Source organism: Paenibacillus sp. FSL R5-0766, from assembly GCF_037971845.1.
Taxonomy (GTDB): Bacteria; Bacillota; Bacilli; order Paenibacillales; family Paenibacillaceae; genus Paenibacillus.
This window is the reverse complement of record NZ_CP150227.1, coordinates 6,223,232-6,246,840: the sequence shown is the minus strand read 5'-3', so window position 1 is coordinate 6,246,840 and position 23,609 is coordinate 6,223,232. Positions and strand designations below refer to the sequence as shown.

Below are 23,609 nucleotides of genomic sequence, written 5' to 3'. Positions count from 1 at the left end.
TCTATACACGAATGACATGAACGGCTCCTTGCAGCCGGGTATTCCATAGGATGAAGTGAAGGATGCAAAACCGATTAATGGTGCATAGTTATAATAATATGACCATGATCACGGGGAAGAGATATACTGTTTATAACAGTAGTCTCAACACCAGGTGGCGCATCGGATACTTGATCTGGAGGAATCCCCTGGATGCGGGGAGCTTATCTTAATGAAAAGAGGAATTGCACATGATCGATCCAAACGTGAAGCATGACCTGCGTGAAATAGGCAAGAAACTAACAAACCTTAGGGGGTCTCTTTGACTTAGATCTGAAGCAAGAGATGATCGGCAACTTCGAAGTGAAGATGTCTGCCCCGGATTTCTGGGATGATAGTGACAAGGCGCAATCCGTAATCGCTGAGCTAAACGCGGTGAAGGGATCTGTGGATCAATACACCAAACTTCAACAGGACTATGATGATGCGGTGATGATGATCGAACTGGCGGATGAAGAAGGCGACGAAGACCTCGCTACCGAGATTGGTAACAGTATTACAGCGATCGTGAACAAAGTCGCAGAGTTCGAACTTCAGCTTCTCCTGAATCAACCATACGACAAGATGAATGCGATTCTGGAGCTTCACCCGGGTGCGGGTGGTACCGAGTCTCAGGATTGGGGACAGATGCTGCTCCGGATGTACACACGTTGGTCCGAGAAGCGTGGCTTCAAGGTTGAGGTACTGGATTATCTGCCAGGTGATGAGGCTGGGATCAAGAGTGTTACGTTGTCGATCAAGGGACATAACGCTTATGGTTATCTGAAAGCCGAGAAGGGTGTACACCGATTGGTGCGGATATCTCCTTTTGACTCATCGGGCCGTAGACATACGTCTTTCGTATCCTGTGATGTGGTACCGGAGATTGATGATACGATTGAACTGGACATCCGCACAGAGGATCTCAAGATCGATACGTACCGGGCAAGTGGCGCGGGTGGACAACATATCAATACCACCGACTCTGCCGTACGGATTACTCACCTTCCAACAGGTGTAGTTGTAACGTGTCAGAATGAACGTTCACAGATCAAGAACCGTGAGCGAGCGATGACGATGCTCCGTTCGAAATTGTATGAGCGTAAAATTGAAGAGCAAAAACAACAGCTGGATGAAATCCGAGGAGATCAGTCGGATATTTCATGGGGTAGCCAGATTCGCTCCTATGTGTTCCATCCCTATAGTATGGTAAAGGATCACCGTACAAGTGTAGAGACTGGAAATACAGGAGCAGTAATGGACGGCGACCTCGATGCATTCATCGATGGTTATTTGCGTAGCCAGATTAAAGTAGAAACAGATTAATATAAGTTCCTGTATGGACCCATACGTGTAGGCGTATGCTGGTGTGTACAGGAGCTTTTTTTGAGTTTACAGACAAAAGGAGAGCACGATGACATGCAACAACGATCACAACTTCACAATAATCGCAAAAAGAGGATAACTAGCCTCATTCCACTCAATGGTCCATGGAGAAACGTCGTGGATACGGTATCTATCATCTTAGGCTCGTTTTTAATTGCAGTGGCCTTTAATTTATTTTTATTACCGAATCAGATCGCTTCAGGTGGGGTATCCGGGTTATCGATCCTGGGCAAGGAATGGCTTAATTGGGAGCCGGCATATACCCAATGGGCAATTAATATCCCACTTCTGATTGCGGGTTTTCTGCTCATTGGCAAGCAGTATGGTGTTCGCTCGGTATTGGGCAGTATTGTCCTGCCACTGTTAGTCTATCTCACGAAGGATTGGGCCATTCCAACAACGAATCCGCTACTTGGTTCACTGTATGGTGGGATTGGCGTTGGTTTAGGGATTGGAATTGTATACCGAGGTAGAGGATCGACAGGTGGCATGAGCATTCTTGCCAGAATCGTACAGAAATACAGTGGACTGAGTTATTCATTGTGTGTAGTCATCATGGATGCTACGGTTATTATTATGGCTGCATTTGTGTTGTCATTAGAGCAGTCTCTCTATGCGCTGATTGGGTTGTATGTTACCGGTAAAGTGATCGATGCCGTTGAGATGGGCCTAGGCTTTTCCAAGGTGGCGTATATTATCTCCAACCAGACAGAAGCGATTAGCAAAGTGATTCTGGATGACTTGGATCGCGGATTAACAAAGCTGGAAGCCAAAGGCGGTTACACCGACGATCAACGAACCGTACTGATGGTAGTCGTTGGGCAAAATGAAGTGCCAAGACTCAAAGCGTTGATCCGGTCTGTGGACCCGGGAGCTTTTGTCATTATCAGTAACGCGCACGAAGTGCTTGGCGAAGGTTTTAAGCGGGGAGAACATGTGTGAACGGTGTGAAAAATAGCAAGTGAGCCGTGTAGGGCTCATACGTTTGCAAGTTCAAAACAAGAAAAAACAGGCATATCCTTCTCCGAAATGACGGGAGAGGATATGCCTGTTTTTTTACTATTACTATAATTTCGACTAAACATCACGATAACGGAGAGGACAGAAATAGCCTGAAGATACGAAGCGTTCGCCTAAAAGCTTTCTGAAAGAAAGCTACTTCGGAAGCATATGCTATCCTCGGATGTTTCCCTTTTCAAAAAGAAATCAAAAAAAGCAGGCATATCCTTCACCGAAATAGAGGTAGAGGATGTGCCTGCTTTTCTACCATAAATATTGACCGCTACAGAATCGGAGACAGCAGACGGGAAATCGCTTCTTTGAAGCGGATAATCAGACTACGTTTTTGGTATTCATCGAGCGTCATTTCCCGCGATACATGCAGGTCGTGCTCAAAGGTTTGTACAAGTGCTGTCGCAATCGTCTCATCGTACATAAAGGCATTAACCTCAAAGTTCAACCGGAAACTGCGGTAGTCAATATTGGCGGTTCCCACGGATGCAACCAAACTGTCAATGATAAGTGTTTTGGCATGAATGAAACCATTGTCGTATATAAATACTTTGGCGCCAACCTTCAGCAACTCACCAATATAAGATAACGTAGCCCAATATACAAAGGCATGGTCGGGCTTATTTGGAATCATGATGCGAACATCTATGCCGGACAGACACGCGAGACGAATAGCTTCGAATACACTGGCATCCGGGATAAAATAAGGTGTTTGAATCAGAATCGAATGTTTGGCACCATTAATCATCTTGAGATAACTGTTCTTGATATGCTCGGTCTCTGCATCCGGTCCACTAGAGACAATCTGCATGGCAATCTTTCCTGTACCCTCGATATGAGGGAAATGCGCCGGAACATAAGGTGTGTCGTGTTGTTTGGAAGCTTCATTCCAATCCAGGAGGAAACGGGTCTGCAGCGCATGAACGGCATTCCCCTGAATACGCAGATGTGTGTCACGCCAGTAACCGAATTTGGAGTTTAAGCCGAGATACTCATCTCCGACATTAAACCCTCCCGTGTACCCAAGGTTACCATCAATGATGACAATCTTCCGGTGGTTCCGGTAGTTCATACGCAAGTTGATCAGACTGAATTTGGATGGGAAAAAGACTTCAACTAAACCGCCTGCTTCGCGCAATTCTTTGAAAAAACGTTTTGATACCCGCCGTGATCCGAGCGCGTCATACAGCAAACGGACTTTGATGCCTTCCCGCGCTTTGCGGATGAGTGCATCCCGAATTCTTTTGCCCAGACGGTCGCCTCTATAAATGTAGTATTGTACGTGCACGTGATCCTGAGCCGCTTCGATGTCATCCAAGAGCCGTTGGAACTTGTCTGTTCCGTCCGTAATGATCTCAACCGCATTATCCTCCGTTAACAGAGCACCGTTCTGCTTCAGGTTCATATAGATCATGTCCTGGCTAGTCTCGGTTGCTTGGTTGCGGAAAGGGGTGCGGTTATCGTGCAACTGCGTGAGCTGGGCTTCAATACGTTCCTCTAGCCCGAGCTTCTTACGTTCTTTCCACTGGAAAAGCCGGTATCGGGTCAGATTCTGACCGGTTAAAAGATAAAGTACAAACCCAAACACCGGAATAAAGTTCAAGACGAGCAGCCAAGCCCAGGAAGCGCTGGCATCCTTCCGTTCGAAGAAAACGACTGCTGCGGCAAAAATAATATTCAGGCCAAGGAGTACAATAAGTAAAATGGATTCAATATGCACTATAGTCCCCCACGTCTCATAATGACCATCATGAATCTATTCATATGTCCTTGATAGCAGGTTAGTTATGAATGAGACCCTGATTGTAATGTTTCCTACTAATACGTATTTTAACAGATGTATACCTATTCGTCCCGGATAGTAAAAAAAGATATGTTCGGATTGGATGGAAATCCATGTGAAATTGATGATAGAGTGTTGTATTTATATAACCAGAGTCGTATAATAATACACAAATATGCATATAAGCGACGGAATTGCTGTGTTCAAGTATCCTTCAGGCAAGGGCATAGCACAAGTAGCGCATACATCGAGATTGGGGGAGCGAGAGTGAATAACAAATTAAAAGTAGCAATCGTCGGTTCCACCGGCTACGGCGGGGTGGAGCTGATTCGTTTTTTCCAGAACCATCCGCTGGTTGAAATCACATCGGTGATCTCATCATCGAGCAGTGGTGAGTCTATCGCAGATGGATTTCCGCATTTGACGGGCGTGATTCACAGGCCACTCGACGGTGTAGATCCGGCTGAAATTGCGAGTCGTGCGGATCTGGTATTCACAGCGACCCCGTCCGGCGTAAGTGCAAAGCTCGTACCAAGCCTTCTGGCAGCAGGCCTTAAGGTCATTGATCTGTCTGGCGATTTCAGACTTAAGGATGGAACAGTGTACGAAGAGTGGTACAAACATCCGGCGCCTTCAGCTGATTTGCTGGAACAAGCGGTATACGGCATGGCTGAGGTGTATGGCGAAGAAGTGAAGGGGCAGAATTTTATATCCAACCCAGGCTGTTATCCAACGGCTACACTTCTTGGACTGATCCCTGCAGTAGAGGCAGGCTGGATTGATCCTTCTACTATTATTATTGATGCCAAATCAGGCGTATCTGGAGCAGGACGCGGAACAAGTCTGACAAATCATTATGCAGAGATGAATGAGAATTTCAAAGCCTACAAACTGAATAAACATCAACATATTCCCGAGATCGAACAAGTGCTTGGCAATATAACGGGAACGCCTGTTACGGTTACTTTCACAACACATCTGGTGCCAATGACACGTGGAATTATGAGTACGATGTATGCAAACCTCGTTGGGGAACACAGCGACCGGGAGATTGTGGATTTGTACCGCAAATATTATGAGAACCGACCTTTCGTACGTGTACGTGAACCGGGCATCTGGCCTTCTACCAAAGAAGTGTACGGATCCAACTATTGTGATATCGGATTTGCGGTGGATCCTCGCACAGGGCGTTTGACGATTATTTCGGTTATCGACAACCTGGTGAAGGGTGCTTCCGGGCAAGCGATTCAAAATATGAACCTGATGATGGGATGGGAGGAGAACCTCGGGCTGAACATGACACCGGTATATCCATAAGGGATTGGAATTCAGGAGGAGCACTGGAACATTCGGTGTAAAGTGCTTTCTCGGAGTCACTTAAGGAGAACGGATCAGGTTAAGCAGGCGATCATCAGCATATAGCTGAACGCATACGGGGGATATGATATGGGAACGAATGTGGAGCAACAGACTTTTACCGTGGTTGAGAACGGAACAATTGTAACCCCTGGGGGATTCACTGCTGGTGGACTTCACTGCGGATTGAAAAAGACATCTCGTAATGACATCGGAGCGATCCGATGTGATGTACCGGCTACAGCTGCTGCTGTATACACAACGAACGTGTTTCAAGCAGCACCGCTCAAAGTAACGCGCGAAAGCTTGAGCAACGGACGCCTTCAGGCTGTTATCGTTAACAGTGGTAATGCTAATGCATGCACAGGGCAACAAGGGGAAGAAGATGCTTATGCGATGCGTTCGGCCGCTGCGCGGGAGTTGGGTGTGGCAGAAGAGGACGTGGCTGTGGCATCCACAGGTGTCATTGGTGAATTGCTCAAAATGGATGCTGTACATTCAGGCATTACTGGTCTTCCAGCACATATGGGCAAGGAGTCGAATGAGGCGGAACAATTTTCACAAGCGATTCTGACAACGGATTTGGTGAAAAAGGAAGCCTGCGTCTCCGTTCTGGTTAACGGTAAGACGGTTACGATTGCGGGAGCCGCCAAAGGCTCGGGTATGATTCATCCGAATATGGCGACAATGCTCGCTTTCATGACCTCTGACGCGGTCATTGGTGCAGAAGCGTTGCAGCGCTTGCTGCGCCAGGCTACGAATTATACATTCAACATGATTACTGTCGATGGGGATACAAGTACAAACGACATGCTGGTAGCCATGTCCAGTGGATATGCAGGCAATGAAGAGCTGACCACTGAGCACCCGGATTGGGACGCTTTTGCAGCCGGCTTCACCTATGTTTGCCAAGTGCTAGCCAAAGCCATTGCTCGTGATGGTGAAGGAGCAACCAAACTGGTTGAGGTAGAAGTTACAGGTGCGGTAAGTGATGAATCCGCGCAAGCCATTGCCAAAACCGTCATCGGGTCCAGTCTGGTGAAATCCGCCATGTTTGGCGCTGACGCCAACTGGGGACGGATTATTGCAGCCGTAGGGCGTGCAGGACAACCGGTGAACCCGGATACGGTAGATATCCGTTTGGGAGATATCTCGGTACTCGCGCAGTCTCGCCCGGTCGTGTTTGACGAAGAAGCGGCATTGGCCTATTTGCAGACTGATACAGTTCGCATTGTAGTGGATCTGCACCACGGCGAAGGAACAGCAACAGCCTGGGGCTGTGACCTGACGTATGACTACGTCCGAATTAACGCAGCATATCGCACGTAATAAGTCTTTGGGATAAAGGTTTTGCGAAACAGCTGTCTTCTATTGTGAAGCTGTTTCGTGAGATGTTTCAAAAATTATCAATAAAATTTAAACTTGTTGTTTGGTGTTGGACATATAGCGATAGTAATGGAGAAGACGGAATTGATTCTGCAGAAGCGGAGCGTTCGCCTTTGTCTCCGGGTTTTCCCTATATAGGGGATAATTCAAGAAACCTGGAGACAACAGCGATCGAAAGAACAATCCGAATTCGGAATGGACTCCTACCAGCCTTCGTCACCTTATAAAAGTGTTAGATTTTTTTGAATATAATTTTTACTATGATAGGAGCTTGCCCTCATGAATTCAACAATGCCAAACGAGAGTACCGCAACGGAAGCGAGCACAGAGAAACAGATGTTTGTCATGAAATGTGGAGGCAGCACGCTGGCAGCATTGCCCGAGTCTTTCTTTGCGGATCTGCGTGATCTGCAGTCTCAGGGTACGCAGCCGGTAATCGTACATGGCGGAGGTCCTGCGATCTCAGATAACCTGGCGAAGCTTGGTATCGAAACCGAATTCGTTAATGGCCTGCGCAAAACAACTGAACCTGTGCTGGACGTAGTGGAGATGGTGCTTGCGGGCAGTATCAACAAACAGATCGTGCGCCTGATTCAGCGTGTGGGCGGTCGTGCACTAGGCTTGTCCGGCGTGGACGGTGGTCTGATTCAGGCTAAACCTGTTTCAAACCATGCAGAGATCGGTTGGGTAGGCGATGTCACTGGTGTGAACGCAGAGATTATCCAAGGCATCGTGAACATGGGTTACATGCCGGTTATCGCACCAGTTGGCGTAGATACAACTGGACAACGCTACAACATTAACGCAGATACAGCTGCCGGTGCAGTGGCGTCTCATCTCGGCGTGAGTCGGATGATTGTCGTAACAGATGTCCCTGGCATCATGAAGAACGTAGGCGGCGAGAAAAAAGTACTGCCATCCGTATCTGTACAAGAGATTGAGGACATGATCCAGACCGGAGAAATCTATGGCGGTATGATTCCGAAAGTACGTGCAGCAATCGCATGTATCCATGGTCAAGTACGTGAGGTCGTCATTGTAGACGGCAGCGAACCCCAAATCCTTAGTCGAGTGCTAGGCGGAGAAATCATCGGAACAAGAATCATCCGTATGCAATAAGGTTCATTTGGGTTCTTATACAAGATAAAAAATATGTGCATGGCTTTTTTTATAAGAAATCTAATATTACACGATAACGTAGAGTGCAGAACCAATTTGATGAAACAAGTAAGGCGAGAACGGAGAGGACAGAAATAACCTGAAGAAGCGGAGCGTGCGCCTTTATCACAGGATTTTCCCCATTGAAGGGGAATAAAAAAAATCCGGGGATAACAGCGATCGGAAGGTTGTTCTGTCATCGAAGTGGAAGTATGCATACGTTCGAAAGATAGTTCTGCAATCGGGTGGTCTAGTGTAAATCAGGTTTCTTAATATAATTGCTCGTGCACCAACCAATAAGGAGTGATATGGTCATGGCAAAAGGCAACGAACAGCCAGGTTCTGGCACAGCGGTAGCGGGCGCAACAGCAACAGGTGCAGCAGCACAGACGGAAAGCTCGCTTTTCCAAACGTATGCGCGTTATCCAATCAGTCTGGTTAAAGGTAAAGGCAGCTGGTTGTGGGACGATCAGGGCAACCGCTATCTCGATTTCATGTGTGGCCTCGCTGTAACTAGCCTGGGCCATGCACCGGAGAAAGTTGGAGCCAAGCTGAAAGCTCAGATTGATGAGTTGTGGCATGTGTCCAACCTGTTCCAGATTCCAGGCCAGGAGAAGGCAGCAGCATTGCTGACAGCCAATACATGCGCTGATGCAGTGTTCTTCTGTAACAGTGGTGCCGAAGCGAACGAAGCGGCTATTAAAGTAGCCCGCCGTTATCACCAGAAGGTGAAAGGCACAGATCGCTATGAAGTGATCACATTTGCCCAGTCCTTCCATGGACGGACGCTTGCAACACTGACAGCAACCGGACAGGATAAGGTGAAAGAAGGATTTTTGCCATTGCCAGCGGGATTTGTAACCGTACCTTTGCATGATATCCCTGCACTGGAAGCGGCAATTGGACCCAACACAGCAGCTATTATGCTGGAAATGGTTCAGGCCGAGGGTGGTGTATATCCTGTTGAGCCGGAATTCGTCAAACATGTACGGAAATTGTGTGACGAGCATGGATTGTTGCTCATTGTTGATGAAGTACAAACAGGAATGGGACGTACGGGTAAACTGTTTGCACACGAACATTATGGCATTGAGCCAGACGTGTTCACCGTTGCCAAAGGTATCGGCAGTGGTTTCCCTGTAGGAGCGATGCTGGGTAAAGGTTTCCTGCGGGATGCGTTCACACCAGGTAGCCATGCGACAACATTTGGTGGAACACCGCTTGCTTCATCCGTTGTGATTGCAACAATCGAAACGATGCTGGAAGATCGTTTGCCAGAGCGCGCAGCGGAGATGGGTGAATACCTGATGAGCTCCCTGCGGAATCGTTTGGAGGGCAATTCCTTTGTGAAGGAAGTTCGTGGCTTGGGATTGTTGGTCGGTATCGAATGTGCTGAGCCGGTAGGTGATATTGTGCTTGCTGGGCAAAAACGCGGTATCTTGTTCGTCTCTGCAGGACCGAATGTGATTCGTTTGCTTCCGAACCTGTATGTGAGCAAAGAAGAGATCGACGAGGCCGTATCGCTGGTAGGCACATTGATCGAAGAGCACGTAGCGGCGAAAGCCTAACATAAAAATGAGAACCTTTCTGTCTCGGGGCCATTACAGGCCTCGAAGCAGAATGAGATGATGAATCCCTGTAGCCGCGCGGTGAAATTGCAGAAGGCGGGAATGGATAAACTCGAGAAGCATCCAGACAAAGTGTTAACGTTGCTATCTCTTCTGCCCATGCGGGTGCAGGGAACCGGAAATAAGGAGGACATTATACATGACAGCACAACAAACGGAAAAGATTCAAAAGATTGATCTGAGAGGCCGGGATTTTATCGAATTCACGGACTACACGGCAGAGGAGATTCGTTATCTGCTTGATCTCGCGATTGAGATTAAAGGCAAGCAAAAAAGCGGTGTACCTTTTCAACCGTTGAAAGGTAAAACGATCGGACTTATTTTTGAAAAATCATCCACACGTACGCGTGTATCCTTTGAAGTGGGTATGTTCCAATTGGGCGGACATGCACTTTTCCTGAGCAAAAATGATATCCAGCTGGGTCGCGGGGAAACAACACATGATACAGCCAAAGTATTGTCCCGTTACCTGGACGGCATCATGATCCGTACCTTTGGACACCATAATGTAACTGAACTGGCAGAGCATGCGGATGTGCCGGTCATTAACGGCCTGAGCGATGCAGCGCATCCTTGTCAGGTACTGGCAGACTTCCAAACGGTGCTGGAGCATAAAGGCAAGCTGGCAGGTCTGAAAATGGCCTACATCGGAGATGGCAACAATATGGCACACTCCCTGATGCTCGGTGCAGCGAAGATGGGAATGCATGTTGCTGTAGCAACGCCAGAAGGTTATGAGCCGGATAGTGCAGTTGTGGAGCAGGCACGCATTATCGCACAGGAGAGCGGTTCTGAAGTGACTGTAACGTACAGTGCACAGGAAGCAGCCAAAGATGCAGATATCGTGTACACGGATGTATGGGCAAGCATGGGCTTTGAAGAAGAGCAGAAGATCCGTGAGCAGGCATTTGCCGCATATCAAGTGGACGAGGAACTGATGAAAGGCGCGAAGCCGGACTACATGTTCTTGCATTGTCTGCCAGCACACCGCGGCGAAGAAGTAAGTGCCGGTGTAATTGACGGACCGAACTCCCTGATCTTTGATCAGGCGGAGAATCGCTTGCATGCACAGAAAGCCTTAATGGCTGCATTAATGAGCGAATAGATGTTGTTTGCCTTTATGGGTTGATTTTAGGCGCAGATTTCGCGATGATAGATAAAAGTTTATAGCAACTGATCTTGGGGAGGACCATCGAACATGGCTAAGGAAAAAATTGTACTCGCGTATTCAGGCGGGTTGGACACATCTGTAATTTTGAAATGGTTGAAAGAAACGTATGATGCAGAGATTATCGCGTTCACAGCGGATATTGGACAAAAGGATGAACTGGATGGCTTGGAGGAAAAAGCACTGGCAACAGGCGCTTCCAAAGTATACATTGACGATCTGCGCGATGAGTTCGCGAAAGATTTCATCTATCCGATGTTCCAGGCGGGTGCCCTTTATGAAGGACAATACCTGCTCGGTACAAGTATCGCTCGTCCACTGATCGCTAAACGCATGGTCGATATCGCTCGTGCAGAAGGTGCTACAGCCATCGCTCACGGCGCTACAGGTAAAGGAAATGACCAAGTTCGTTTTGAGCTGAACGCGGCTGCGCTGACACCAGACATTAACGTAATTGCACCTTGGCGTCTGGAAGAATTCCGTAACCAATTCCCGGGACGTGCCGAGATGATTGCTTACGCTGAAAAACATGGTATTCCGGTAACCGCATCTGCGGCTAAACCATACTCCACAGACCGTAACTTGCTGCATATCAGCTATGAGAGCGGTGTGCTCGAAGATCCATGGTTCGATCCAAGTGCGGACGAAAACAAAGACATGTTCCTGCTGAGCAGTGCACCTGAAGATGCACCAGATCAAGCGGAATATGTTGAACTGGAATTCGAACAAGGTGACTGTGTCGCGCTGAACGGTGAGCGCTTGAGCCCACTGCAAGTGATGGAGCAACTGAACGAGCTGGGTGGCAAACATGGTATTGGCCGTGTAGATATGGTTGAGAACCGTTTTGTTGGTATGAAGAGCCGTGGCGTGTACGAAACACCAGGTGGAACAATCTTGTTCACCGCACATCGCAAAATGGAATCCATCACGATGGATCGTGAAGTGATGAACCTGCGTGATAGCCTGATCACACGTTACAGCACACTCGTTTACAACGGTTTCTGGTTCGCACCGGAACGTCTGGCGCTGCAAGCGCTGGTGACTGAAAGCCAGAAGAACGTTACAGGTACGGTTCGTGTAAAACTTTACAAAGGAAATATCATCGGCGCTGGTGTGAAAAGTCCTGTCAGCCTCTACAATCCGGACATCGCAACGATGGAAGCTGATCCAACGCAAGCCTACGATCAAGGCGATGCAACAGGCTTTATCCGCCTGAATGCACTGCGTTTGAAAGTAAACTCCGGCGTGGAGCAAAACAAAAACTAATTTCAACCTGCACAATAAAGCTACATCAATATAAATGACAAGGCAGGCCGTTCTTGCACATCTGGCAGGAGCGGCTTTGTCCATGAGCGAAAGGGGAGTACTCACTGTGAGCAAGCTGTGGGGAGGACGTTTTACAAAACAAACCAATCATTTGGTTGAGGAATATACGGCATCGATCAATTTTGACAAAGCTTTGGCTGAGGAAGATATCCAGGGCAGTCTGGCCCATGTGACGATGCTGGGCAAATGCGGTATTCTTCCGGCGGAAGATGTAGAGACCATCAAAGAAGGTCTGATCACCGTTTTGCACAAAATCCGTGCAGGTGAAGTGGAATTCTCCGTATCGGACGAAGACATCCACATGAATATTGAGAAAAACCTGATCGAAACGATTGGCCCTGTAGGCGGTAAACTACATACAGGCCGTAGCCGGAACGACCAAGTTGCAACGGATATGCATTTGTACCTGCGTGAGCGCGTCGTTGGATTTGTGGGCATGCTGCATTCCTTGCAGGAAGCACTGATTGGACAAGCGAAAGATAACCTCGATACCATCGTACCGGGTTATACGCATCTTCAACGGGCACAGCCAATTCTGTTCGCACATCACCTGATGGCGTATGTCTCCATGTTCCAACGGGATGCAGAGCGTCTGATGGACAGTTACAAACGTATTAACATCCTGCCACTGGGCGCAGGTGCGCTTGCAGGCACAACATTCCCGATTGACCGTCATTTTGTCGCGGAACAACTGGGCTTTGATGGCGTGTACGAGAACAGTCTGGACGCGGTAAGCGACCGTGACTTTATCGTTGAGTTTCTGGCGGCGGCTTCGCTGATCATGACTCACTTGTCCCGTCTGAGTGAAGAGCTGGTATTGTGGAGCAGCACGGAGTTTGGTTTTGTGGAATTGGACGATGCATTCTGCACAGGCAGCAGCATCATGCCACAGAAGAAAAACCCGGACGTTCCTGAACTCGTGCGTGGTAAAACAGGACGTGTGTACGGCAACCTGATCGGTTTGCTGACGGTACTGAAATCTCTTCCACTGGCATACAACAAAGACATGCAGGAAGACAAAGAAGGCATGTTTGATACTGTAGCGACGTTGGAGGGTGCACTGCAACTGTTTGCTCCAATGATCGCAACAATGACAGTGAACAAGGATCGAATGCGTCAAGCGGTCAACCAGGATTTCTCCAACGCTACGGATATTGCCGACTTCCTCGTAGGCGAAGGTTTGCCTTTCCGTCAGGCGCATGAAGTGATTGGTAAAACAGTGCTGTACTGCATCCAGAACAGCAAGTATTTGCTGGATCTGACGATTGATGAATTCCGTCAGTTCTCACCACTGTTTGATGACCGGATCTATGATGTGCTGCAACCGGAAGCGGTTGTGAACGCTCGTAATGTCTACGGCGGAACAGCTTCGGGTCAAGTTGCTGAAGCCATCGGACGCAGTGAGAAGGTACTGGAGATCACCGAGCAATGGATTACGAACCGCGGTTAATGCCACCGCTACTATAAGGTACCCTTACCGATACAACAGTACAACAAAGAAGCAGGCCAGAGAACTTTGTTCTCAGCGGCCTGCTTTTTGTGTTTTACAGCGATATGTTTTAAATATATTCAACTCAACCGCGAACGGAAGGAAGGTTGTTCTGTCATCGGAGTACCAGCCTTCTTTATCCTCAGTAGCTCCCAATGATCCACTAATCGCGCTTGGGCAAAGGCAACCATTTCAATACATCTTGGATCTTGGCATCCCAGTAGCCCCACTCATGTTCACCAGGCCCTTCCTCGTATGTCAATGCGAAGTTCGTTTGTTCACAGGCATGCCGGAAGGTTTGATTATCCTCATACAGGAAATCTTCCGTTCCGCAACATTGGTAGAGCAAAGGTCGAGGACTTTCGCTAGATTGATTTTCTTTTAACAGATGGATTAGATCGTTCTCTGTACCTGTCACCTCGGGTCCGAAAATCCGCTGTAACTCCGTCTGTTGTAATGCTGAGGATGCATTTCTATCCATATGTGCAGACATGTCGAGTGCTCCAGACAGACTGGCAGCTGCAGCATATTGATCTGGTTTACGAAGGGCCAGCTTGAACGCCCCATAGCCACCCATGGATAATCCGGCAACGAAATTGCCCTCCCTTTGATCTGACAGCGGGAAGAAAGAACGAGCAAGTGCCGGCAGTTCTTCACTGATAAAGCTCCAATAACGTCCGCCTTCTACCATATCGGTATAGAAGCTGCGATGTACCTGTGGCATAACAACAGCGATCCCGAGGTTTGCTACATAACGTTCGATGGAAGTCCGGCGCAGCCAGATGGAATCATCATCAGACAGACCGTGCAGCAGGTACAGGGTTGGGTGCAACCCTTTGCCAGTCACATTCTCCATACCGATCTGATTGTGGGTTTGTTGCGGCAGAATGACATGCATGCTGGTGCTAAGCCCAAGCGTATCCGAGTAAAAATCACATTTAATAAGTGCCATGAGTATAAGAAACCCCTTTCATAAGTTTGTTAACCACGTGTTCTGACATGAGACGATGGGATGAAAATCGGATGCCTAGGCCTCCAAAGTGTTTATATGTAACAGGTTATACGCATTATGCTTCCATTGCAATAACAAGATCTATAGTAGAAAACAAAGAATTTCACACCAGTGGTTAAAGTGGAAATCTGTAATCTGATCATCGATTTTTCAATGCGGTTTACAACGTAACAATGTTATGTTACACTCATTTCAATAAAAAGGGGGACCATATATGACGGATGATTTGATCTCCAAGAAAGAATTGTTGGACCTGACAGGAATCTCATACGGCCAGTTATACCGTTGGAAGCGGAAAAATCTCATTCCGGAAGAATGGTTCATTCGGAAGTCTTCCTACACCGGACAAGAGACCTTTTTTCCCAAACAACAGATATTACTTCGCATTGACAAGATTCTCAATATGAAAGACGGATTATCGCTGGATGAGCTGGCAGACGTGTTCTCACCTACGTTGGGTGAAGTAGAGATGTCTGCACAGCAACTATTAGAGCGAAACATTGTTTCACAGATCTCGCTGGATCTGTTAAAAGAAGCAGGTCGAGAACAACCGTTGTATGCTTTGGAGCAGATTATGATGCTCTACGTCCTTGATAAGCTGTTAATGAGCGGAGATATTACTCGGCAAGAGGGTGCTTTGCTGATCGAAGTGATGTCCGAACATTATTATCGTTTTACAGGCAAACCCAGCGAACTCGTGCTTATTCGTAAGATGGGTGTTCCTTCATTCATGCTGGTAACAGCAGGAACGGAGTTTTATTTTGACAATGGTGTGAAAGTGGTTCTTAGGCAGCCGATGGGAACATTTATGGAAGAATTAAAACTCAAATTGGGATAAGGAGAGGATCATCTATGGAAGAGCGGAATAAGCGGAATGATCTGAATGTGGCGGGCATAAGTCAAACGGCAGGCGGGAATTTTCACCGTGTATCTATTGATGGCATGGCTAAGGTGAACGGTAACCTGGACTGCACCTCTATGGAAGTGAATGGAACATTGAAGATGCACGGCGCTTTGAGCTCCGAGAGTGCAACGATTAACGGCATGTGCACGTTGAATGGACCTCTGACCAGTTCTCGTGTTCGGGTGGATGGTTTGACGACGATTAACGGAGATCTCCATAGCGCTGAGCTTGAAGTGAACGGAAAGTGTACCGTACGTGGAAGAGTGGATGGGGAACGAATTGATATTGGCGGTGTGATCGATATTGAAGGGGATGTGCAATGCGAGTCCCTGAATGTACGGGGCAATATTAAGATCAGCGGCTTACTGAATGCGGGAACAGTGGAGATCAGGCTGCATACATCTTCTTCGGCTAAAGAGATTGGCGGAGAGCGTATCGATATTCGTCGCAAGGAACAACAGAATGGATTTTGGAAAAGTATTGGTCTGGGCGGGACCCCTTCTTTTAAGACATCCTTAATTGAGGGCGATGAGATTGTGCTGGAAGATACCGAAGCTGATATTGTTCGGGGGAGTAACATTTTTATCGGTCGCGGCTGTAACATCAGGCTGGTCGAGTATTCAGGTCAACTTGAGGTAGATCAGGATGCCAAGGTGGGCAGCAGTCAGCGAATATAAAGTTTGGATATGGAGAGAAAGGGGTGGGATCGACATGAATAACAATCATGGGCGTTCATTGGACAAAAAAATGGATATCAGCATCGTTGGTGATGGCAGTTCTTCGGGTGGCGTGTACGGCAAGATTAAGGTCGTAGGGGACGCGTCCTTTAACGACAATCTATCTTGTGATCGATTCAAATGTACGGGTACATCGGTCATATACGGATCACTTGAATCCACAGATATTAAAATCACGGGAACCCTTACTCTGAGAGAGCGAGTGGCCAGCAACGAAGGTGAGGATGGCATCCAGGCTTCTGGCCTGCACGCTAAAGCTGAGCATATAAAAGTGGTCGGTGAGCTTCATCTGTCAGGGGATTGTCAGGCAGAAAATATCAAGCTGAACGGGCGTTTGACGATAGCGGGGATGCTCAGCGCTGAACACATCACACTCAAAATCATGGGTCCATCCCAGGTCAAGGAAATGGGCGGTTCCATCATCTCGGTGAAGAGTGGCCGGTTGAATGACTTGTTTACGGGGAGTAAGTCAATTCTCAAAGCACAGGTTATTGAAGGTGATGATATTGAATTAGAGAATACGGAGGCCGAGATTGTCCGTGGCGATAAAATAAAAATCGGTCCTGGTTGCCGGATTGGTACAGTGGAATATCGTTCATCTCTGCAAATTCATCCGCAATCGGAAGTTTTGCTGCAAAGCAATCGGTCCTTGGACTGATTAACGAAAACTTCTTTTCGGATATACTAATGCAGTCATATGAATAGAGCGTGAATGGAGAGATTGAGTACAATGGTTGCACGTAAGAACAGTATTGGATTGGTGCTGGCAGGGTTACTGCTCAGCATACTAATGGCTTCAATGGATAACACCATCGTGGCAACAGCTATGGGGGACATTGTCGGGAAGCTGGGTGGGCTCGACAAGTTCGTCTGGGTTACCTCCGCGTACATGGTAGCTGAGATGGCAGGAATGCCGATCTTCGGTAAGTTATCCGATATGTATGGACGGAAGAAGTTTTTTGTATTTGGTATTATTGTGTTTATGCTTGGCTCAGCGCTGTGCGGAACGGCAACGTCTATTGTGGAATTGACGATGTACAGAGCGATTCAAGGTATTGGTGCGGGGGCCTTGGTGCCGATTGCCTTTACGATCATGTTTGATGTCGTTGCACCAGAATCTCGTGGTAAATTGGGTGGATTGTTTGGAGCCGTCTTTGGCCTCTCCAGCGTATTCGGACCTCTGCTCGGTGCTTACATTACCCAGTATGCGACATGGGAATGGGTATTCTATATCAACCTGCCGCTAGGCTTGATTGCATTTGTGTTTATTGCGTTCTTCTATAAAGAATCCCATCAGCATCAATCCCAACAGATCGACTGGCTGGGTGCTGTAACGCTGATCGGTGCTGTTGTGTGCCTGATCTTTGGTCTGGAACTTGGCGGCAAAACATTTGCCTGGGGTTCGTGGCAGATTCTTGGCTTGTTTGCCGGATTTGTAGCATTAGCGCTGCTCTTCCTTTTTGCAGAAACCAAAGCCAAAGAACCAATCATCTCCTTCAACATGTTCCGTAACCGGGTCTACTGGTCCAGTAACGTTATTGGTATGTTCAGTGGTGCGGCGTTCATTACAGCATCCGTGTACATTCCGATCTTCATACAGGGGGTACTTGGTGGTAAAGCGACCAACTCCGGTCTTGTGCTGCTGCCCATGATGCTTGGGTCCGTTGTGACGGCGTCCTTGGGCGGGGTGCTGATGACCAAAATCAAGTATCGTAATATCATGATCCCTACGTTAGCCTTGCTTGTCATTGGACTTGGGTTGCTGACTACACTGGATGAGACTTCATCCCTTTGGACGATACGTATCTACATGGTGATGGTTGGTCTGGGTGTCGGTGCTTCGTTCTCCGTACTTAGCAATGCAGCCATGAACGCATTTGAACCGCAAAGACGTGGAGCCGCAAGCTCCACACTTAACTTTTTGCGGTCCCTCGGTATGACGATGGGCATTACGATCTTTGGTATCGTACAGAGCCAGGTATTTACGCGTAAAATGAACGATGCTCTCGCTGGTTCAGCTGCGGAAGCAGGTGGTGCTTCAGCGGGTGGCGTGCCGCAGGGAGTGGATCTGACCGATCCACATGCGCTGCTCTCACCAGAACTTAGACAGGCGATTCCGCCTCAGGTGCTGGATACCATCACACATGCCCTGTCCTCTTCCATCGTGCAGTTATTTGCCTGGGCTGTCATTCCGGCTGCACTCGCGTTGGTCGCTTCCTTCTTCATGGGGAAAGAGAAGATGGTTGTAGGCGAAGAGCAAGGCGAATACACTGGCGGTCACTAATCCGTTGTGCAGTATACTGTTAGTTACGGTAGTAAAGCTGATTGTAGCTTGGTAAAACTCGAATAACATATCTAAAACCATGAAAAGACACACTTCTCGCGTATCCCCAAAAGGGGCGGGATGTGTGTCTTTTTGTTTTTGTATGAATCGAACATAAGCCTAAGGCTGTTTCGTATCGCTAATCCCGTCCTCGACCACAGAAGGCCCTTGCGGGTCAGGCAGGCTGCTATGACCGGAGCGGGCAATCAGGCGATTCTGAGCTTTGTACGTGTCCCGTGTAATCGTTTTGGATTCGACCACTTTGCCGTCCAGCCTCTTGGTTCTTACCGTCTCAACAATATATCCAGGCTGCCCGTCCTGCAGCACCTGCTGTGCACCATCAGGCAGTACAGTGCTGGACACATACTTTACCGGAACACTTAATGTTTCAATGGTACGAGATTCAAGTGCATAGCTGACATTCTCCGGGAATGTGCCGAAAAATTTCACCATCAATTGGTGGTTCTTCACCTCTGCATGAATGAGTAAGGATTTTCCGGTATTATTCTTGAAGCGAAAATTGATGGCTCCGGAGGCAAAGGTGGCATCCAGTCCTTTTGGCAAATATTTGACCGGCAGGGAATGGTTGCGACGCTCAATAATATCAAGACCCGTCAATAGCGCTGCGTTATACACCGTACTGGATACCTGGCAGATTCCCCCGCCAATTCCGGGGGTGAGTCTTCCATTGACAATGACCGGGGCCTCACGAAACCCATACTCCTTTTCAGCTTTACGGACGACCTTCTCATAATCGAATATGGCATCTGGTGGCAAAATCATGCCGTTAATCGCTTCCGCCGCTGCGCTGACATTATGTATCCGGCCTTCACTACTATTGCCCAGACCTGTGGAGAACTGGATGATCTTTCGGTCAATGCCTTCCTGGCGCAGCGAATCAAGAGTTATTTCAGGTTTCAGCGTATACAGTGGTACCTGGATCAGCAATGGGGCTGGTTTTTCATCCGGGTTCAGTACACTGAAATCTCGGTGCAACTTGGTCTGAATGAGATTTGTGAGTGTATCCCAATCAATCCGGCGGACGCCCTTTTCCGGGATATACTGGACTTTGTTACTTGTGGTAATGCGGCGAACAGCGTCCGCAGGTGTACCGAAGGTTTCTTTTTCCCAGGCAGGGCTGAGATGTTCTTGGAGTGGTCTTGAGTTGTAGGTCATATCGAGAGAGAACTCTTTCGGAAAATGATAACGTGCATAAGCGCGTTCCCACAAGTTACCTTCCTCTAGCCGCTGTATCGCGGCTTCCAAGCTGTTAACGTTGTAGCTCACCCCCACCTGAGCTGCGCTATACGACATCGTCTGGGGGTTGGGTTCAGTCACTTCAAAGGTGACAGGCCAGTCCTCCAGCTTTTGGATCTTTTCATGCAATTCATGCAATACGTTCTTGCGATTCTTCTCTTCCACCAGCATGCCGCCAACATGAACATCTTTGGGCAGGGCAGGTTGATTCACGTACATGTACAGCAATCCATAAGACGCGGAGCCGATCAAGAGGATGGAGAATAGAACAATGACCGTCAGATGTATTTTTTTCATAACCGTACGCTCCTTTATACTTCAGTTGTTCCCGACTTTGTAACACTTTCTATATATATGATCCAATGCAGGAAAACTTTCGGGTACTCAATAGGTAACAAATTTGTTACAATAAACTTCATATGAATCCATGCTTCACCATTGAAACAGGAACGAAGTGGATTTTTCCCTGATGAAATTCAGGTCTTTTTAAAGGAAATGCCGGGATTGTGTCGAAATGATAATGGCTAACTATGCGAGCAGGAAGTGATGATGTGATAGAAATGCAGGACGTGTGGAAGACCTACGCCAATGGGACCCACGCATTACAAGGGGTGTCGGTGAAGATCGACCGCAATGAATTTGTCTATATCGTCGGTCCGTCCGGCGCAGGTAAATCGACATTTATGAAATTGATGTACAGAGAAGAAGTTCCGACCAAAGGACAAATATCCATTAACGGATTTAATATTGGTAAGTTGAAGCCAAGAAAGATTCCTTATGTGCGTCGTAACATCGGCGTTGTGTTCCAGGATTTTCGTCTGCTGCCACGGATGACAGCATTTGAGAATGTGGCATTTGCCATGGAAGTTATTGAAGCACCGAAGCGTCATATCAAGAAACGAGTGATGGAAGTGCTTGATCTGGTGGGACTGCGCAGCAAGGCGGGTCGTGAACCTTCACAGCTTTCTGGTGGAGAACAGCAGCGTATTGCTATTGCACGGGCTATCGTCAATAACCCATCGGTTATTATCGCCGATGAACCTACAGGTAACCTCGATCCGGAGACGTCGTGGGGCATTATGCAACTGCTGGATGAGATTAATTTCCGGGGGACAACCATTGTTATGGCGACCCACAACAAAGACATCGTGAATACGATGCGTAAACGGGTAATCGCGATTGAACGTGGACAGATTGTACGGGATCAGATGAGAGGGGAATACGGTTATGAATTTTAGTACTCTCTTGCGCCATCTGCGGGAGGGATTCAAAAACGTATTCCGCAACGGCTGGATGTCTGTAGCCTCCATCATGTCCATCATTGTGTCGCTACTGATTCTTGGAGTGTTCATGCTACTGGTGCTCAATGTAAATTCCATGGCGAATCAGGTTGATAGCCAAGTGGAGATCAGCGCGTTCCTCGAACTGAATGTGGACGAGAACCTGCGTAACACACTGGAGAAAGAAATCAGCGCGATGCCTGAAGTAAGTGAGATTCGTTTTGTGTCCAAGGAAGAAGGACTCAAGGAATTCCGTGAGCGTCTTGGAGAGAGTGCGGATAACGTGCTTAGCGGTTTCGATGTGGACAATAACCCACTGCCAGAGACCATTGAAGTTGAGGTCATTGAACCGGAAACCGTCACTTTTGTGGCGCAAAAAATCGAAGCTTTAAACGAAAAACACCCGGAGAAGCCAATCATGAAAGTGAACTACGGCAAGGAAACGGTGGAAGTGTTGTTCAAATTTACGAAGCTTGTTCGTAACATCGGATTTATTTTTGTCGGGGGACTGGGTCTCATGTCCATGTTCCTGATCTCGAATACGATTCGCGTAACGATTCTGGCACGTCGCCGGGAGATTGGAATTATGAAGTTGGTTGGTGCAACCAATACCTTTATTCGCTGGCCTTTCTTTATTGAAGGTGCACTCATTGGATTTATTGGCTCGGTCATTACGGTTGGTGTGCTGTTTGTTGGATACAGCCAGTTGATGAACACGATTGGTCAGGATGTCTTCATGCAGATGCTTAACTTGATTCCGCTCGGCGAAATCTGGTTGCTGTTTGGAACCCTGTTGATCGGACTCGGTGTGCTGGTAGGTATTTTGGGAAGTACACTGTCCATTCGGAAATCACTCAACGTTTAATTTTGTTTTCAACGATGGAATTGCAGAATATGTCGATAAGAATGGCAAAGCAGGTTCATTCATGGACGCTGTTTGACGATATGTAGGAAAGACGGAGTCTTTTAAGATTGAAGAAAGCAAAGAACATGCTGTTCACCACCTGTGCAGGTTGCTTTCTTGTGAAATCATAGGATGGGGGATCATCATTTTGAAAAAAACCGCTTCGCTGCTGGCCTTTACGTTATTGGCCAGTTTGACGCTTCAACCTTCTGACGGATATGCCAAGAGTAGCATCAGCGATATTGACCAACAGATTCAGCAACTGGAGAGCAAGGCGGCTTCTGCCAAGCAGGAACAAAAAAAAGCGGCTTCCAACAAAAAGGAAGCACAGCATTACAAGAACAAAACCAACGCTTATCTGAAGGTTGTTATGGAACAGATCAATGTCGTTAGTGATGAACTGGCCAGTGTATCCTTGCAAATCGAGAACACGGAGGAAGATCTCCGTACAACGAAAAAAGATCTGCAAGCGGCAGAAGAACGCATCGTTGCAAGGGAAAAATTGTTGGAGTCACGTGTGCGTCTGATGTACACGGACGGTGCTGTGTCCTATCTGGATGTATTGTTGTCCTCCACTAGCTTCACAGACTTTCTGACCCGTGCGGATTCACTCAAAACGATTGTGGATCAGGATCAGCATCTGCTGGATGAGCACAAAGCGGACAAGCAACTTGTCGTGGACAAAAAGGCAGAATTGGATGTGCAATATGCGGAAGCCAAGAGTCTGTATGCACAGAAGAAACAGCGTAAGTCCCAATTGAATGAAAAGGAAGCGGAAAAGCAAGTGCTTCTCGCTTCATATGATGCTAAAATTGAAGAGTCAGAAGAGCTGACACAAGAGCAGGAAGATGTATTAATGCAGATTGCCAGCAAACGTTCGGCACTTCTTCAAGAGAAAAATAAATTGCGTGAACAGCAGGCAGCCGCCGCAGCCAAAGCAAAAGCCGCGGCAGCAGCCCGGGCGAAAGCTGCAGCCAAGACGCCAACCAGAGTGAGTTCGGATAGCAGCAGTGAGGTCACGTATTCATCCGGTAACGGTATCTTCTCAAGACCGGTATCTGGAGGACGCATTTCTTCTCCATTCGGCCCCCGTACCCATCCAATTACGGGTGTAGTGGGTAAGATGCATAACGGTGTTGATTTCGCTGTGCCTGTGGGAACTTCGGTTCACGCTGCTTCTGGCGGAATCGTGATCATGGCTGAATGGTATAGCGGTTATGGTTATACGGTTATTGTGGACCACGGCGGTGGACTATGGACGTTATATGGTCACTTGCGCGAAGGTGGATTCAAAGTCAGCAAGGGAGACACAGTAAGCAAAGGGGATACCATTGCGGAGTCAGGAAATACAGGGAACTCTACTGGACCTCACTTGCACTTTGAAGTGAGAGATAACGGTACCGCTGTAAATCCGATGAACTATTTGTAATTAGTGCTCCATCGTTCGAATGGAAAAAACATATTCCGTACAAGCTAGACATAT

Annotated in this window: 19 protein-coding genes; 16 read left to right on the top strand and 3 right to left on the bottom strand. The window is 47.7% G+C overall.

Features of this window, described 5'->3' with window-relative positions:
* The first annotated feature begins 230 nt into the window (after nucleotides 1–230).
* Together prfB and MKY66_RS27065 are read left to right on the top strand one after the other, a co-directional pair.
* Nucleotides 231–1,344 (top strand): peptide chain release factor 2 gene (prfB, locus tag MKY66_RS27070; RefSeq protein WP_124116498.1). Its coding sequence is split into 2 segments (ribosomal slippage): nucleotides 231–302 and nucleotides 304–1,344, totalling 1,113 coding nucleotides; the frame shifts between segments, so codons are not numbered across the junction.
* Between the two features lie 93 nt (nucleotides 1,345–1,437).
* A complete protein-coding gene (locus MKY66_RS27065; protein ID WP_076209832.1) occupies nucleotides 1,438–2,346 on the top strand; it encodes a YitT family protein in 909 nt (302 codons plus the stop codon).
* Between the two features lie 340 nt (nucleotides 2,347–2,686).
* Here the strand turns inward: MKY66_RS27065 and cls are convergent, their stop codons facing one another.
* The gene (gene cls, locus MKY66_RS27060; protein WP_076209833.1) at nucleotides 2,687–4,135 is read right to left on the bottom strand and encodes a cardiolipin synthase; all 1,449 of its coding nucleotides are present in this window, start codon (nucleotides 4,133–4,135) and stop codon (nucleotides 2,687–2,689) included.
* A 330-nt stretch (nucleotides 4,136–4,465) separates the two neighbouring features.
* On the opposite strand from cls, the gene argC reads away from it, so the two are divergent.
* The 7 genes from argC (at nucleotide 4,466) to argH (ending at nucleotide 13,670) form a co-directional block, all read left to right on the top strand.
* Complete coding sequence (gene argC, locus MKY66_RS27055; protein ID WP_076209834.1) at nucleotides 4,466–5,515, top strand: N-acetyl-gamma-glutamyl-phosphate reductase; 1,050 nt, start codon at nucleotides 4,466–4,468, stop codon at nucleotides 5,513–5,515.
* Between the two features lie 129 nt (nucleotides 5,516–5,644).
* Complete coding sequence (gene argJ / locus MKY66_RS27050; protein ID WP_076209835.1) at nucleotides 5,645–6,883, top strand: bifunctional glutamate N-acetyltransferase/amino-acid acetyltransferase ArgJ; 1,239 nt, start codon at nucleotides 5,645–5,647, stop codon at nucleotides 6,881–6,883.
* Between the two features lie 336 nt (nucleotides 6,884–7,219).
* Complete coding sequence (gene argB / locus MKY66_RS27045) at nucleotides 7,220–8,059, top strand: acetylglutamate kinase (RefSeq protein ID WP_076209836.1); 840 nt, start codon at nucleotides 7,220–7,222, stop codon at nucleotides 8,057–8,059.
* Nucleotides 8,060–8,412: 353 nt separating this feature from the next.
* The gene (locus tag MKY66_RS27040; protein WP_076209837.1) at nucleotides 8,413–9,666 is read left to right on the top strand and encodes an aspartate aminotransferase family protein; all 1,254 of its coding nucleotides are present in this window, start codon (nucleotides 8,413–8,415) and stop codon (nucleotides 9,664–9,666) included.
* Nucleotides 9,667–9,865: 199 nt separating this feature from the next.
* Nucleotides 9,866–10,831, top strand: coding sequence for an ornithine carbamoyltransferase (argF, locus tag MKY66_RS27035; RefSeq protein ID WP_047840650.1), 966 nt, complete (start codon nucleotides 9,866–9,868; stop codon nucleotides 10,829–10,831).
* A gap of 93 nt (nucleotides 10,832–10,924) precedes the next feature.
* Entirely contained in the window at nucleotides 10,925–12,160 is a 1,236-nt protein-coding gene (locus tag MKY66_RS27030) for an argininosuccinate synthase (RefSeq protein WP_017692004.1), read from the top strand.
* 106 nt (nucleotides 12,161–12,266) lie between these two features.
* Nucleotides 12,267–13,670, top strand: coding sequence for an argininosuccinate lyase (gene argH, locus MKY66_RS27025; protein WP_036612430.1), 1,404 nt, complete (start codon nucleotides 12,267–12,269; stop codon nucleotides 13,668–13,670).
* A gap of 202 nt (nucleotides 13,671–13,872) precedes the next feature.
* On the opposite strand, the gene MKY66_RS27020 is transcribed toward argH, so the two are convergent.
* The gene (locus MKY66_RS27020) at nucleotides 13,873–14,661 is read right to left on the bottom strand and encodes an alpha/beta hydrolase family protein (RefSeq protein WP_076209838.1); all 789 of its coding nucleotides are present in this window, start codon (nucleotides 14,659–14,661) and stop codon (nucleotides 13,873–13,875) included.
* Between the two features lie 274 nt (nucleotides 14,662–14,935).
* Between MKY66_RS27020 and MKY66_RS27015 the strand changes: the two genes are divergently transcribed.
* The 4 genes from MKY66_RS27015 (at nucleotide 14,936) to MKY66_RS27000 (ending at nucleotide 18,646) form a co-directional block, all read left to right on the top strand.
* Nucleotides 14,936–15,559 carry a YhbD family protein gene (locus MKY66_RS27015; protein WP_036612427.1) on the top strand — a complete coding sequence of 208 codons (624 nt, stop codon included), beginning with the start codon at nucleotides 14,936–14,938 and terminating at the stop codon, nucleotides 15,557–15,559.
* A 14-nt stretch (nucleotides 15,560–15,573) separates the two neighbouring features.
* Nucleotides 15,574–16,302, top strand: a complete 729-nt coding sequence (locus MKY66_RS27010) for a polymer-forming cytoskeletal protein (protein WP_076209839.1) — start codon at nucleotides 15,574–15,576, stop codon at nucleotides 16,300–16,302.
* Between the two features lie 34 nt (nucleotides 16,303–16,336).
* Entirely contained in the window at nucleotides 16,337–17,020 is a 684-nt protein-coding gene (locus tag MKY66_RS27005) for a hypothetical protein (RefSeq protein WP_076209840.1), read from the top strand.
* Between the two features lie 72 nt (nucleotides 17,021–17,092).
* The gene (locus MKY66_RS27000; protein ID WP_076209841.1) at nucleotides 17,093–18,646 is read left to right on the top strand and encodes an MDR family MFS transporter; all 1,554 of its coding nucleotides are present in this window, start codon (nucleotides 17,093–17,095) and stop codon (nucleotides 18,644–18,646) included.
* A gap of 159 nt (nucleotides 18,647–18,805) precedes the next feature.
* Here MKY66_RS27000 and MKY66_RS26995 read toward each other — a convergent pair whose 3' ends face one another.
* Nucleotides 18,806–20,239 carry a VanW family protein gene (locus MKY66_RS26995; protein ID WP_076209842.1) on the bottom strand — a complete coding sequence of 478 codons (1,434 nt, stop codon included), beginning with the start codon at nucleotides 20,237–20,239 and terminating at the stop codon, nucleotides 18,806–18,808.
* Nucleotides 20,240–20,493: 254 nt separating this feature from the next.
* Between MKY66_RS26995 and ftsE the strand changes: the two genes are divergently transcribed.
* The 3 genes from ftsE to MKY66_RS26980 all read left to right on the top strand — a co-directional run bounded on the left by ftsE (nucleotide 20,494) and on the right by MKY66_RS26980 (nucleotide 23,555).
* Nucleotides 20,494–21,180 carry a cell division ATP-binding protein FtsE gene (gene ftsE / locus MKY66_RS26990; protein ID WP_076209894.1) on the top strand — a complete coding sequence of 229 codons (687 nt, stop codon included), beginning with the start codon at nucleotides 20,494–20,496 and terminating at the stop codon, nucleotides 21,178–21,180.
* Nucleotides 21,170–22,087, top strand: a complete 918-nt coding sequence (ftsX, locus tag MKY66_RS26985; protein ID WP_076209843.1) for a permease-like cell division protein FtsX — start codon at nucleotides 21,170–21,172, stop codon at nucleotides 22,085–22,087. Before ftsE ends, ftsX begins: the two co-directional genes overlap by 11 nt.
* Before the next feature lie 187 nt (nucleotides 22,088–22,274).
* The gene (locus MKY66_RS26980) at nucleotides 22,275–23,555 is read left to right on the top strand and encodes a M23 family metallopeptidase (RefSeq protein WP_076209844.1); all 1,281 of its coding nucleotides are present in this window, start codon (nucleotides 22,275–22,277) and stop codon (nucleotides 23,553–23,555) included.
* The last annotated feature ends 54 nt before the right edge of the window (nucleotides 23,556–23,609 follow it).